The organism is Salinibacterium sp. (assembly GCF_031364185.1).
Lineage (GTDB): Bacteria > Actinomycetota > Actinomycetes > Actinomycetales > Microbacteriaceae > Rhodoglobus.
The window spans coordinates 12,827-26,481 of the sequence record NZ_JANLVV010000396.1; the positions used below are offsets into that span (position 1 = coordinate 12,827).

The following is a 13,655-nucleotide window of genomic DNA, read 5'->3' on the forward strand; positions in this document are numbered from 1 at the left end:
AAGGGAGATACCATGGTGACCATCGACGGATCAAGCATCAAAAAGCTGATCGTTGCGTGCGACGCAGGCATGGGCAGCAGCGTAATGCTCGCATCGACGTTGAAGAAGCAACTCGCGAAGAGTGGGATCACGGTTGAGCACTCGCCCGTGGCCAGCATTCCGGGCGACGCTGACGTCGTGGTCACCCAGACCGGTCTGGCGGATCGTGCGAGGGGCGTTGTTCCGCACGTGCCTGTCATCCCGTTCCAGCTTTTTCTGGGAGACCCCAAGATTGCCAAGCTCGTAAAGGCAATCCAAAACGGCGAAACGGTCGAACTGTAATGCCGGATGAGAGCACTCCTCTCGCCGAACTGCTCGCGGAGGCGTCGATTGATCTCGACGCCTCCGCGACCAGCCGGGATGACGCGATCCGCCAGGCCGGTGCAGGCCTCCTGGCGGTGGGCGCCATTGACGAGGCATACGTGGATGCCATGATCGATCGCGAGAACTCCGTCTCCACGTTTATGGGCGAAGGTGTGGCAATTCCTCACGGAACGCTGGCAGCGAAAGATTCGGTCCTGTCTGATGCCCTGTCGCTCGTGCGCTTTCCGGATGGAGTCGACTGGGACGGCAATGATGTGCGCCTGGCATTCGGCATTGCCGCCAAAGGCAATGGTCACATCGCGCTACTGTCCCAGCTCGCTACCGTCCTGATGGATCCGGAAAAAGCTGAAGCGTTGCGCGCCGCTACGACGACTGAGCAGGTTTATGCGCTGCTCGAGTCCGACGACGAGGACGAATGACAGCACCGTGAAGGTTGCAAAGTTTTATGCCCCGGGTGACATCCGTCTTGAGGACGTCGACGAGCCGCACGTCTCGACCGGTGAGGTAAAAATCCGTGTGCGCAACTGCTCGACGTGCGGCACGGATGTCAAGATCTTGACGTCGGGTCATCCCAACATGTCGCCACCGCAGGTCATGGGCCACGAAATAGCGGGCGAAATCGTGGATGTCGCGGCGGGCGTCGAAGGCTGGAGCGTAGGCGACCGAGTGCAGGTCATCGCCGCCATCCCTGACGGCACCTGCGACGACTGCCTGGCGGGTAATCCGACGATCTGCCCGAATCAGCTGTCGATGGGCTACCAGTTTCCCGGCGGATTTGCCGAATACATGATTGTGCCGCGCGAGGTTCTCAGGGTGGGCGGTCTCAACCGGATTCCTGACGGGGTGGGCTTTGCCGAGGCCTCCCTCACGGAACCCCTGGCCTGCGTCCTGAATGGCCAGGAACTGGCACGCGTGGGGGCCGGTGACACAGTCGTGGTCGTGGGTTCGGGGCCCATCGGCTGCCTGCACGTTCGGCTTGCCCGGTCCCGCGGCGCCGTGCGAATCATCCTGATCGATATCAATGCCGACCGACTCGCGGAGGCGGCCGCCATTGTGCAGCCGGACCTGACCATCGTGTCAAGCGAGACCGATCCGGTCGAAGCCGTGCTTCGGGCCACGAATGGCCGCGGGGCCGATGTGGTGATCACCGCCGCAGCATCCGGTGCAGCCCAGGAACAGGGGCTCAGGATGCTGGCCCGGCGTGGCCGCTTGAGCCTGTTCGGTGGGCTGCCGAAAGACGCACCCACCGTCACCGTCGACTCGAACCTGGTGCACTACCGCGAGCTGACTATCGTCGGCGTTAACGGGTCGAGCCCCGCTCATAATAGACAGGCTCTGGAGCTCATTGCTACCGGCGTCGTGGTAGTCAGCGACCTCATCACCCACCGACTTCCCCTTGACAGGCTTCTCGACGCGATCGGTATCGTGGGCAGAGGCGAAGCAATCAAAGTAACAATCGAATCGTAGGAGCAGTCATGGCAGAGAAAAAGGTCGTAGTGGCGTCGAGCGTTGGACTGCACGCCCGCCCGGCATCACTATTCGCGCAGGCAGCGGCACAAGCCGGCGTGCCCGTACAACTGGCCTCCGCTGCGGGCAAGAGTGTCAACGCGGCCAGCATCCTCGGAGTTTTGTCGCTCGGCATCGGGCATGGCGAGGAGGTCACGCTTACCGCCGAGGGGGACGGAGCCGAGGCGGCCCTGGAGACCCTCGCCGAGTTGCTGAATACCGATCTGGATAAGGAGTAGATTCCCATGCCGAATAGGTGGGTTTGGATAGGCTTGGAACATGACTGATTCTCCAGCATCTCCTGGTTCTCTCTCCGGCGAGACCGCCCGTACGCCCACCCAGATCGATGCCGTGGCAGAGGAATGGGTTGTCACCCTGGCCGAACTCGATCCGTCGGTAGCCATCTGGATCGGAATTCCGGGGAGGCTAGACGAATACGCGGACCTGTCACCCGCTGGGCATGGGAAGTACCTTGACGAGGCGAAGAAAGCACTTGCGAAGCTAGAGGCTGCCACCGAGGTCGACGATGTCGACTGGGTGACGAAGACCGACCTGGCCAGCGATCTGACGCTGGAAATCGAGTCGAGCGCTGTGGGCCTGTGGATGCGCGACATGAACGTCATAGCGAGCCCCGCTCAGGATATCCGGGACGTTCTTGACCTGATGCCGACGGGTTCGGAGCAGAACTGGGTTGATATCGCGGGTCGATTGTCGAACCTGCCCCGCGCGATCGAGGGTTACATCGAGACTCTGCGACTCGGGATCGAGAACGGAGTCACACCCGCGCGGCGACAGGTGCGGGAAGTGATCCATCAGGCTCGGAAGCACGCGGCGGCCGACGGCTTCTTCCACGACTTTGCTGCCGGCGCCTCTCTGGAAGGCTCGCGGGAGTTGCCAGACTCGCTCGCCGCTGCAATGGCCAGCGGGGCACAGGTATCGGCTGCCGCGTACGAATCCCTGGCGAACTTCCTCGCCGATGAGCTGATGCCTGCCGCGCAGGTGCAGGACGGCGTAGGCCGCGAGGTGTATGCGCTGCAGTCCCGCCGATTCCTTGGCGCAACGATAGATCTTGACGAGACATACGAGTGGGGCATCGACGAGCTTGCCCGGATGGTCGAGGAGCAAGAGTCGATCGCCCGCGAGATCAAACCCGGCGCATCCGTTCTCGAAGCCATTGAATTCCTGGACACCGATCCATCACGCACACTGCAGGGGACGACCGCACTGCGGGAATGGATGCAGCAACTGAGCGATAGGGCCATCGATGAGCTCTCGCGCAGCCACTTCGACATACCGAAGCCGCTGAAACACCTCGAATGCATGATCGCCCCCACCCAGGAAGGTGGCATCTACTACACGGGCCCGAGCGACGACTTCTCACGCCCGGGACGCATGTGGTGGTCGGTGCCCGAGGGCGTCACCGAGTTCAACACCTGGCGCGAAACCACCACGGTCTACCACGAGGGTGTTCCCGGCCACCACCTGCAGGTCGGGCAGGCTGTCTACAACCGCGCAAAACTGAACACCTGGCGGCGTCAGCTCGCGGGTACATCCGGGCATGCCGAAGGCTGGGCACTCTACGCCGAGCGTCTCATGCAGGATCTTGGATACCTCGATGATCCGGGCGACAGGCTCGGGATGCTCGATGGACAGCGCATGCGAGCGGCCAGGGTCGTGCTCGACATCGGTGTGCACCTCGGCAAGCCCCGTCTCGACGGAACAGGCATATGGGACTGGGACTACGCGCTGGACTTCATGGGAAAGAACGTCAACATGAACGAGCAGTTCGTGCGCTTCGAGGTGAATCGCTACTTCGGCTGGCCAGGGCAGGCCCCCTCCTACAAGGTGGGCCAACGCATCTGGGAGCAGATTCGGGACCAGTACAAGTCTGCGGAGGGCGCCTCCTTCAACATGAAAGAGTTCCACCGCAAGGCCCTCGATCTCGGGGGAGTTGGCCTCGATACGCTCAGAACAGCCCTGCTGAAGCCGGCACAACGCAGGTGAGCGCTCGGTCGCCGTGGGAGCGGGCGCCGGGTGAGTGGTCACCGCGAATCACTCTGCTCGAGCGCACGGCGGGCGATGCGCAGCACGTATCACTGCGGCTGGATGCTCCCATCCTCGGCAGGCTCTATGAATACGAGGGCACCTTCACGTACGCTATCGAAACTCAGGAGCACTTCAATGGTTGAGCGCATCGTCATCGCCGGGGCATCCGGATTCATCGGCAGATATCTTGCTGCGCGGTACCGGCCCCAGGGAGCAGCGGTCAGCCTCATCGGGCGTCGGGGGCAGGATGCCTCGTGGGGAGACACCTCGGCCATCACGACAGTGCTGGATGGCGCGGTGCTGCTCATCAACATGGCGGGGAAGAGCGTGAACTGCCGCTACAACACGACCAATCGTGCCGAGATCATGCGGTCGCGGATCGATACGACTCGCGAACTGTCCGCAGCCATCGCGGACTGCGTCAGCCCGCCACCACTTTGGATCAACTCATCCACCGCCACCATCTACCGGCATGCGGACGACCGCGCGATGACAGAGCGCACGGGCGAGATCGGGACCGGATTCTCCGTGGGAATCGCCACCGCCTGGGAAAACGAATTGTTCGCCGACGACCTGCCCGCCACCCGGCGCGTCGCGTTGCGGATGGCTATTGTGCTCGGCAACGGCAGCGCACTCGTCCCGCTTATCCGGCTCACCAGGTGCGGGCTCGGCGGCGCCCAGCTGGATGGCCGGTGGTTTCGCGCACCATCTCGGGTTGCCGCGGGAACGTTCCACGAGTTCAGGGCCCGGGGCGGGCGGCAGAAATTCAGTTGGATTCATATCGCCGATGTCATGGGGATTATCGAGTTCATCAGGGCAGAGCCCCAGCTCGACGGAGTGATCAACGCCAGCACCCCGAATCCGGTCGATAATATTTCGATGATGACAACGCTTCGCCGTGTACTCGGCGTGAAATTCGGCATTCCCACTCCCAGGTTCCTGCTCGAGGTCGGCTCCGCGCTCATCCGATCCGAGACCGAGCTGGTACTGAAGAGCCGGTGGGTCGTGCCGCAGAGGGTGCTGGATGCGGGCTATCGGTTCGAGTATCCAGATCTCGAGCGGGCGCTCGTCCAGATCGTGAACGAACGACGGACCTTATCCTCGGAAGCCTAATTTTGGTTTCCGTGGCGGTGCGAGCCAGGGTTACTCATCTCTGAGCAGTTCGGTCGGCTTCATCCGGCCGATCAGAATAGCCGCGACGACCGATGACAGGGCGGTAGCTCCCAGCACGAGTGCGACCAGTAGCGCGAGTTCACCGAAGGGTATGTCGAGCGGCGGGGCAAGAGTGAAGATCGGTCTGAGCACGTAGACGAACTGCGATGCCATGCCAATGCCAATGATGAGACCGATCACCGTGCCGAGGATCGTCGAGATGCCCGATTCTGCCAGCACGAGCCAGCGGATCTCGCGGGCATGCATACCCTGTGCACGCATCGTCACATATTCGCGACGGCGTTGCATGAGCAAGCCGAATACGAACATTGCCGTGGCGGTTGCTGCCATGAGGAAGGTAAAGAGCGAGTCGATCTGAAGGAGGCCACGCACATTGAGTGCCGTCAGACTGGATTGGTCTTTGTTCACCGCTTCCACGGTGGTGTTGACGTCGAATCGCTCATGGAATCCCTGAATTCCGGACAGCGACTGCAGTGCTCGTTCGAGTCCCGCGCTGCTTCGATCTGCGGTGTGCAGCAGGTAATAATCGGCTTCCTTAAGGCCGGTCTCACGCTCGTAGAACCCCAGATTTGCGACGATGTCGGTTCCCGTTGGGGCGCCGGGAAAGAGTGTGAGCAGGCCGAGCACCACAACGGGTCTGCGGGTCTGCTGATCTGTATCGCGAGCCAGCAGCAGTTCAGCCCTGTCGCCCACACTCAGCTTCAGGCCCTGGGCCAGGGCGGTGTTGACAAACACCCCGTCCGGGCGCTTTTCCAATAACGAGATCATTCTGCTGGACGAGCCATCCATGAACAGCGAGTCCTGGAGCGCGGCCACACCGCGATACGTGGCGGGGTCGATTGCAGCGAGGGTCGCGACGTCCTCATTGAATTCGCTGGTGAGCACCGCATTCTCAAGGGAGTACACCACTGCTGTTGCACCGCTGACGCCGTCGACTGTGAGTTCAGAGGTCAGTGTTGTCGGATGCTCAGTCGGATTGGTGGGATTCGGGGTGAGCCGGATGTCGGAGCCGACCAGGAACCGAGCATCCGTGACCTGTGCCTTGTCGTAGACAGTGGCAAAACTCGCGAGCATAGTGCCGAGGCCGACCACCAGCGCCAGGGTGACGACGCCGCCGGTGAGCGCGGCAAGCCTACGGGTGATGCTGCGCCACAACACGCCCGGCAGCAGTGACCCGAATCGTGGCGCAGTGTGACGTGACGCCGCGCGTTCTGTTAGTGCGTAGAGCACCCGAGCGATGAGCAGCGTGCCCGCAAGCCAGGCAAGGATCGGCGGAATTAAAAGCTGCAATGGCAACGACACCGACTGTCCCGCGTAGACGGAGCCGGCGGGCGCATCGAACGCGCCGAGCTGCAGGGCGATAAGCTGCGCCACGAACGCGATCACCAGCACCACAACGTCGAGATGAAAGCGCCGCCAGCCCGGGATGGCTCGGCGCGACACGGTGGCGAGTTCCTGGGTGATCTCGGTGCCAATCAGGCGCCTTCCCGGCACATACAGGGCGAGCGCAGTCACCAGCATGCCGCCGCCCGCTCCAATCGCCGCGGATTGCACCAGGGCACTGGGGGATGCCTCGAATACGATGGAGCTCCCGAGCAAGACGACCACGGTGACGAATCCCAGCGCCATCCCCATCAGGGAGCCGATCCCCGCAATCGCGATCGTACGCAGGACGAGTAGGTGCAGCAGGTGGCGCATGCCCGCCCCGCGAACGCGGAGCAGTGCGTTCTCGCGACGCTGTGCCTCCGCGAGCAGGTTCCCGGCGTAGGCGGTAAGGACGGCCGCGAGGATTGCTCCCGGCAGCCCAAGGAAGACGAACAGTCGCTTGGCGATGTCTGCGTCGCCTTCGGCGACCAGCAGTGCGTTGGAGATGTTGTCAATGAGGTAGGCCTGATCGGCAGTGAACCCCTGGATGCCGGCCGCAATGAGGCGGGTCTGTGTTCCGCCGGTGGCTGGGTCCGCGTTCAACACGGATCGATCGAGCAGGATATCGACCTCCTCAAGCGGGAGACTGTAGATCCTGGAATCACGCGCTGCCGCTGCCCCCTCGAACGCGGGCTCCACGTCGGCGCGGTACATCTCATGGTCGACCACCACGGTGAACGGAACGTATACGAACTTTTCGAGGCGGCTCGATTCTCGACTCTCGAAGAGGGGTTTAGCGATCGACAGATCCGTGATTCCGCTGACTTTCGCGACTAGCGGCCGCGCCCCGGGCAGGGTAATGGTGATGCTATCGCCCACGCTGACCGTGAGAGCCCGTGCGGTCTCGGCGCTGACCAGCACGCTGCCTGCCTCGAACCCGCCGGAGAGCATGGTGATGCTCGGATAGTTGGCCTGATACCGTGAGTCGAAGGCGAAAAGCTTCACCGGGCCCGGGACAGTCACTCCGTTGGCACTGAGTGTGCCCGGATCCATCTCCACCAGCACGAGTGGGTTTGCGGCTCTAACACCCGGAATGCCCGCCACTCGGTCAGTGAGATCACGCAGCGATGTCGCAGGGGGTGCGTTCGCGGGCGCGGGAGTGCGAGCCTCGCGTGCGGAGACTGTCGCGTTTACCGGCAGGTTGGCCGTCACCGGAATCGGACTCGCCGCACGGAGAAGATACGTGACACGGTGACTGGCCCCTGGCTCGACAGTGCCGATGTTCAGGCCAATACCCGCCTTTCCCTGATAGAACGGCGGGCCACTCTCGACATCCTTGACCTCAGCTCCGTCAAGAGAAGTCGAACCCGGTAGGTATGTTGTCGGGTCACTCGGATGGTCCCGGATAACGACTTCGTGTGCCGGCGCGAGTCCGTCATTGGTGACAGTCAGCGTCACAAGGGTCTTGCCTCCCGACTCGAGCGCGTCGGCGGCCAGAGCCTGCTCGAAACGCAGCCCGCCGCCGAGGGGAGCCGTCAACACCAGTTGTGAATCGAGTGTCAGCGGCGCCAGTGCCCGCCTCGTCAACGACGCGCCGGAACCGTCGATGAAGAACAACACGGCCGAGAACAAGCCAACGCCGACGATAACGCCCACAAACGATGTGAGGGTCCGCCGAGGGTTACGGAACAGATCCCTCAGTACGTAGCCGAGAAGCGTCATGAGCGCGCCTCCTTCGAATCCGAGACCCGGCCGTTATCCATTTCGACCATGACGTCCATGCGCTCGGCCACTGAACGGTCGTGTGTCACGACCACCAGCGTCGTTCGGCTCAGCCGTTGAACCTGCAGCAGCAGCTCGACAACTCGATCCGCGCTGGCGCCATCGAGCGAACCGGTTGGCTCGTCGGCTAACAGAACCCCGGGGCCATGAATGAGTGCCCGCGCTATGGCAACGCGTTGCCGCTGCCCTCCGGAGAGTTGATCCGGGAAGCGGCGCGCCAGAACGGCTACATCGAGTTGTTCGAGCAGAGAGTGAATGTGGGCTGGTTCATCGGACACACCGGCCAACACCGCCTGCAGTCCAACATTTTCGGTGACGGTGAGGAAGGGCTGCAGGTTGTCTGACTGGAACACAAAGCCGAACATCCGTCGGCGCAGTGCCGCTCGCTGCGCATCCGGCAAAGCGGAGATGACGTCGTCGTTGACCCGAACCTCTCCGCCGGTGGGCAGTTCAAGCCCACCAATGATGCCGAGCAGTGTCGATTTGCCGGATCCACTGGGCCCGACGATCGCAACGCTGCTCGCGCGCCCGATCGCTAACGTCACGCCGTCAAGGGCTCGAATTCGACCGGTAGATGTCGCGTACTCCATGCTCAGAGCATCGATCGAGATTCGCGCGCCCAGAGTCGTACGGGAACTCGCGTGGACCGAGAGACTGGTGCTGACGGTCATGCTGCATCCTCGATTCGTCCGCCAGTCAAGCGGACGATGCGCGATCCCCGTGCGGCAACGTCGTCACTGTGTGTGACCAGGAGTACGGCGAGTCCACGCTCACGACAGGCGCGCTCCAGTACGCCAAGGATGAGACGCGCGTTCGTCCCGTCCAGTTGGCCGACGGCCTCGTCGGCCAGGAGCAGGTCTGGTGTGTTCGCCAGGGCCACCGCCACCGCGACTCGCTGGGCCTCACCACCAGAAAGGCGGCGCGGCAGATGATCCGCGCGATCCGCGAGTCCGAACTGCTCGAGCAAAGCGTTTACACTCGCGGTCGACGGCTCGCGTGTCGCGAGGCGAATGGCGAGCGCGACGTTCTCGGCGGCCGTGAGGAAGGGTACGAGGTTGCCGGACTGAAGCACGATTCCGATCCTCGTGGCACGCAGCTCAGCGCGCTGCGTGTCGGACATCCACCCGGTGTCACGCCCATCGAAGAACACCCGGCCCGAGTCAGGAAGAAGGAGCCCGGCAATGAGCGAGATGACTGTCGACTTGCCGCAACCGGAGGGACCGACAAGGCAGGTGATCTCACCGCGTTGCAGTTCGAGGTCGAGCTCCTCCAGAACCCGTGTTGGGTCGTTGGGGTTGCGATAGGTCTTCGAGACGCCGTGCATGCTCACCACAGCGCCACGGAACTGCGATGAAGAGTCATTGATCTGCGACATCACGGCAGCCTGCTCGCTTGTACGTCACCAAAGAGGACTGGATACTCAGCGGCAGCCTGAGCGTCGATGCGCAGCGCCTCAGCGCTCGCTTCGCCGAGCCCCTCGGGGCTGAGCATGGTGACATTGATCAGAAACTCGATGTCTTCGTGACGGCTTGCCGATCGTGGCTCGTTTCGAATCTGTCCGACGCCGAGAGCGAAGTACTTGAATTCGTTGTCAAGCGCACCGGCCTTGCCTTCCCGAATGACCAGCACGTTATCGAAGCAAGCGAAGGGAACGCATTCTTGCGGTTGAGTTCTCAAGAATTCGGCGGCATCGCCGTTCGCGCCTGGCGGTCGAGCAATTTGCCAGGGTGGCGTCCCGGTCGTCGGGTTAGTTGGCATCAGAATGCCGCCCCGTGCGCCATCCACGCCAGACAGCCAGGCTTCATCCACTGCGATGAAGCGCCCTGCTTCATATTGCTCGGTGGCAACCCCGAGCACCCAGATGTTGCTGTCCTTGTCTTGAGCGAGGTAGTCGAGCGACTGCTGTACCACCTGTCCAGCCCCGGTCGACTGATCGTGTACCAAAACGGTCTTCACGCCCTGAATCTCCCGAATAACGTCGGTGACGGTCGTCACGACCTTGTGTGGCACCTCACGATTGCCGATGAGTGTGGTTCCCTCTCGGACCCACTGCATCCCTGGAATAAGCGGCAGCCACTCGTTGGCGCCGAGCCTGGGGTCGACAAAATTCGAGGCGATAAAAGCGGTCTTGGCAAATGACTGCTTGGGCGTGGGGCCTGCCGACCCCGTGCACCCAATAAGAAGTGCGCCAAGCAGACCAAACCCCATCAACGGGAGCACGGTCAGTCGCCGTGATGTTGACCACGTCATGAACGTCTCCTCATCCGGACCGAATCCCGGCGGCCCTGGGCAGCACAGTACGAGAGGGTCTCTGAACAGGGCCTGAACTGTCCCTCAGCTGGCTCGACTCTTGCCGCATGGACCAGCAGCGGGGGCTGGTGGGGGCCGGTGGATACCGTGGCTGGCCTTCGCCGAAATCAGGCGGTAAGCTAAGGCGTCGCAATCGTGACTAACTATTCGCCTGCCGTTGGCGACACCACTGTGATCCACCAGCCAGCGGCCTAGCTGTGCCTGTTCCAGGCATGTCCATACCGGAGCAACTACTACATGACAATCGTAACGACCGACAAGGCACCCAAGCAGGTCGCCATTAATGACATCGGATCTGCTGAAGACTTTCTCGCCGCGGTCGAAAAGACCCTGAAGTTTTTCAACGACGGAGACCTCATCGAGGGTACCGTCGTCAAAATCGATCGTGACGAGGTCCTCCTCGACGTCGGTTATAAGACCGAGGGTGTCATCCCCTCCCGCGAACTTTCCATCAAGCACGATGTAGACCCGACCGAGGTCGTTCAGGTTGGTGACACGGTCGAGGCACTCGTTCTCCAGAAAGAGGACAAAGAGGGTCGCCTTATCCTGTCCAAGAAGCGCGCACAGTACGAGCGCGCATGGGGCGATGTTGAGAAAATCAAGGAAGCCGACGGAGTCGTGACCGGTTCGGTCATCGAGGTTGTCAAAGGTGGCCTCATCGTCGACATCGGTCTTCGCGGATTCCTGCCGGCGTCGCTCATCGAGTTGCGTCGCGTCCGCGACCTCACGCCGTATCTCGGTCAAGAGATCGAAGCCAAGATCCTCGAGCTCGACAAGAACCGCAACAACGTTGTGCTCTCACGTCGTGCGCTCCTTGAGCAGACTCAGAGCGAGAGCCGCACAACGTTCCTCAACAACCTCGCCAAGGGCCAGGTTCGCAAGGGCGTCGTCTCCTCGATCGTCAACTTCGGTGCGTTCGTCGATCTTGGCGGCGTGGACGGACTCGTTCACGTTTCCGAGCTGTCGTGGAAGCACATCGAGCACGCCTCAGAGGTCGTCGAGGTTGGTCAGGAGGTCACCGTCGAGATCCTCGAGGTCGACCTCGAGCGCGAGCGCGTCTCGCTGTCGCTCAAGGCCACCCAGGAAGACCCGTGGCAGGTATTCGCTCGCACGCACGCAATCGGGCAGGTTGCGCCCGGAAAGGTCACCAAGCTGGTTCCCTTCGGCGCATTCGTTCGTGTCGCCGAGGGCATAGAGGGTCTGGTGCACATTTCCGAATTGTCGGGTAAACACGTCGAGCTTGCCGAGCAGGTCGTGTCGGTCAATGATGAGGTCTTTGTCAAGGTCATCGACATCGACCTCGAACGTCGCCGCATCTCACTCTCACTCAAGCAGGCCAACGACGGCGTCGACCCCGACGGCACCGAGTTCGACCCGGCGCTCTACGGAATGCTCACCGAGTATGACGACCAGGGCAACTACAAGTACCCTGACGGCTTCGACCCGGAGACCAACGAATGGAAAGAGGGCTTCGAGACCCAGCGAGAGAAGTGGGAGTAGGATTACGCTGCGGCCCAGGAGCGCTGGGAGCAGCACAAGAAGCAGGTGGCCGCGGCCGCCCTGCAGGTCGACATGCCGTCTACTGGCGTTCCGGCCGGGGCGTCCTCATTCTCCAGCGATGAGGTGCCTGCCGGTGCCGGCACTCTCGCCGATGATGAGGCACTCGCTGCACTTCGTGAGAAGTTGAGCAACAACTCGTAATCGGATAGCGAAGAATGGCCGGTCTCCTCGGAGACCGGCCATTCTCGTTTACGTAGCTACAGCGACAGCGCGCGGCGCTGTGCCCGACGGTGCCTCGCCCGTCGGAACAGCATCACGAATCCCACGGTTAGTCCTGCCAGAGCCGCCACCACAAGCACAGGCAACAGGAGCGCCAATACACTGAGCACAGCGCTGCTGACGTCTTCGAAAGTGCTCACTACCGGCGCCGCAGCGCCAAAGGTTGCGGCATTCATCGCCGGTCTCGACGCCATCTTTGTGACATGAGTTGCCAGTGCGAGCACAATACCGATTGCGATCGGCACCCAGGCATTCGAGCTGAAGATTGACGCTGGATCCTGCACGACTGCCGTTGCCGAGGTCGACCCCGTACCGAACGCAATGCCGCCGGCTGCCGGTCTCACCATCGTCTGGATCCAGTCATTCACCGAGTCGACCACGGGAATCTTGTCCGCAATGATCTCGATCACCAACAGCACGCCGAGGATGCCGAGTACCCACTCGTTGGAAAGCCATGACCACGCGGGTGGAAGTTCCACGAAATCCAGGAATCGCCCAGCGAGACCCAGGGTGAGCAGAGGAATGTAAGCATTCAGCCCGGCTGCTACGGCGAGGCCGGTGCCCGTCAGGATCTCAAACATGCCCGCCTTCTTTCCACACGTTCCTTACAGCACAGACGCCAGCACCACAGGCCACCATCACCGCAGACGCGCCACAGCACAGACGCTAGCAGCAGCCGAGCCGCCGTCACCGCTAGCATGGGCGCGTGTACCTGATAGCGCTGACCGGGGGCATCGCGTCCGGTAAATCCGTGGTTGCGAGGCGGCTGGCCGAACGCGGTGCGATAGTGGTGGATGCCGACCAGGTAGCGCGTGAGGTGGTCGAGCCGGGCACGCCCGCACTCGCCGCCATCGTCCAGCATTTCGGCGCAGGGGTGATTCTTCGGGATGGCGCCCTCGACCGCGCTGGACTCGGGGCCATCATCTTCACCGACCCCGCCCAGCGCGCGGCGCTCAACGCGATCACACACCCTGCGGTGTGGGCCACCTCGCGGGAACGCTTCGCGGCGGCCGCGACTTTTAACCCCCGGGCCGTAGTTGTGTACGACGTGCCTCTACTGGCAGAGGGCAGCCGGGCAGCCGAGTTCGACCTGGTAGTGGTCGTGCAGGCGAGCACGGCAACGCGTGTAGCTCGCATGGTGGAATTGCGCGGAATGACCCCGGCGGAGGCCTCCCAGAGAATTGGCTCACAGGCGAGCGACGCTGACCGGCTGGCCATTGCGGATGTGGTGATAGACAGCGAAGGGACGCTGGAGCAAACCGTGGCCCAGGCTGATGCCGTGTGGGTGCGCGCCCACGCTTTCGCCCACAGCAAACACCCCTGACGATGTC

Annotated in this window: 13 protein-coding genes and 1 pseudogene; 9 read left to right on the forward strand and 5 right to left on the reverse strand. The window is 62.4% G+C overall.

What is annotated here, in order from left to right; translation table 11 throughout:
* Window positions 1-12 precede the first annotated feature (12 nt).
* From RMN95_RS16910 to RMN95_RS16940, 7 genes are read left to right on the forward strand one after another with little or no spacing between them, the layout of a single operon-like run.
* Window positions 13-321 carry a PTS lactose transporter subunit IIB gene (locus RMN95_RS16910; protein ID WP_309618068.1) on the forward strand — a complete coding sequence of 103 codons (309 nt, stop codon included), beginning with the start codon at window positions 13-15 and terminating at the stop codon, window positions 319-321.
* Window positions 321-782, forward strand: coding sequence for a PTS sugar transporter subunit IIA (locus RMN95_RS16915; protein WP_309618069.1), 462 nt, complete (start codon window positions 321-323; stop codon window positions 780-782). The genes RMN95_RS16910 and RMN95_RS16915 overlap by 1 nt, the downstream gene beginning before the upstream one ends.
* Window positions 783-789: 7 nt before the next feature.
* Window positions 790-1,830, forward strand: coding sequence for a zinc-dependent dehydrogenase (locus RMN95_RS16920; RefSeq protein ID WP_309618070.1), 1,041 nt, complete (start codon window positions 790-792; stop codon window positions 1,828-1,830).
* Between the two features lie 8 nt (window positions 1,831-1,838).
* Window positions 1,839-2,108 carry an HPr family phosphocarrier protein gene (locus RMN95_RS16925; RefSeq protein ID WP_309618071.1) on the forward strand — a complete coding sequence of 90 codons (270 nt, stop codon included), beginning with the start codon at window positions 1,839-1,841 and terminating at the stop codon, window positions 2,106-2,108.
* A 40-nt stretch (window positions 2,109-2,148) separates the two neighbouring features.
* Window positions 2,149-3,873, forward strand: coding sequence for a DUF885 domain-containing protein (locus tag RMN95_RS16930; RefSeq protein ID WP_309618072.1), 1,725 nt, complete (start codon window positions 2,149-2,151; stop codon window positions 3,871-3,873).
* Window positions 3,870-4,058: a hypothetical protein gene (locus RMN95_RS16935; RefSeq protein WP_309618073.1), complete on the forward strand. Its 189-nt coding sequence runs from the start codon at window positions 3,870-3,872 to the stop codon at window positions 4,056-4,058. Before RMN95_RS16930 ends, RMN95_RS16935 begins: the two co-directional genes overlap by 4 nt.
* The gene (locus RMN95_RS16940) at window positions 4,051-5,028 is read left to right on the forward strand and encodes a DUF1731 domain-containing protein (protein WP_309618074.1); all 978 of its coding nucleotides are present in this window, start codon (window positions 4,051-4,053) and stop codon (window positions 5,026-5,028) included. The genes RMN95_RS16935 and RMN95_RS16940 overlap by 8 nt, the downstream gene beginning before the upstream one ends.
* Window positions 5,029-5,058: 30 nt before the next feature.
* Here the strand turns inward: RMN95_RS16940 and RMN95_RS16945 are convergent, their stop codons facing one another.
* The 4 genes from RMN95_RS16945 to RMN95_RS16960 are packed head-to-tail and all read right to left on the reverse strand — an operon-like array spanning window position 5,059 to window position 10,485.
* Window positions 5,059-8,175 (reverse strand): ABC transporter permease, encoded by a 3,117-nt coding sequence (locus tag RMN95_RS16945; protein WP_309618075.1) that lies wholly within the window; start codon window positions 8,173-8,175, stop codon window positions 5,059-5,061.
* Window positions 8,172-8,906: an ABC transporter ATP-binding protein gene (locus tag RMN95_RS16950; RefSeq protein ID WP_309618076.1), complete on the reverse strand. Its 735-nt coding sequence runs from the start codon at window positions 8,904-8,906 to the stop codon at window positions 8,172-8,174. Before RMN95_RS16950 ends, RMN95_RS16945 begins: the two co-directional genes overlap by 4 nt.
* Window positions 8,903-9,610 (reverse strand): ABC transporter ATP-binding protein, encoded by a 708-nt coding sequence (locus RMN95_RS16955; RefSeq protein WP_309618077.1) that lies wholly within the window; start codon window positions 9,608-9,610, stop codon window positions 8,903-8,905. The genes RMN95_RS16950 and RMN95_RS16955 overlap by 4 nt, the downstream gene beginning before the upstream one ends.
* Window positions 9,610-10,485: a hypothetical protein gene (locus RMN95_RS16960; protein WP_309618078.1), complete on the reverse strand. Its 876-nt coding sequence runs from the start codon at window positions 10,483-10,485 to the stop codon at window positions 9,610-9,612. Before RMN95_RS16960 ends, RMN95_RS16955 begins: the two co-directional genes overlap by 1 nt.
* 297 nt (window positions 10,486-10,782) lie before the next feature.
* Here RMN95_RS16960 and rpsA point away from each other — a divergent pair.
* Window positions 10,783-12,246, forward strand: a pseudogene (gene rpsA / locus RMN95_RS16965) (30S ribosomal protein S1).
* A 56-nt stretch (window positions 12,247-12,302) separates the two neighbouring features.
* Here the strand turns inward: rpsA and RMN95_RS16970 are convergent.
* A complete protein-coding gene (locus RMN95_RS16970) occupies window positions 12,303-12,905 on the reverse strand; it encodes a DUF4126 domain-containing protein (RefSeq protein WP_309618079.1) in 603 nt (200 codons plus the stop codon).
* Window positions 12,906-13,030: 125 nt separating this feature from the next.
* Here RMN95_RS16970 and coaE point away from each other — a divergent pair, with 125 nt between their 5' ends.
* Window positions 13,031-13,648 (forward strand): dephospho-CoA kinase, encoded by a 618-nt coding sequence (gene coaE, locus RMN95_RS16975; protein ID WP_309618080.1) that lies wholly within the window; start codon window positions 13,031-13,033, stop codon window positions 13,646-13,648.
* The last annotated feature ends 7 nt before the right edge of the window (window positions 13,649-13,655 follow it).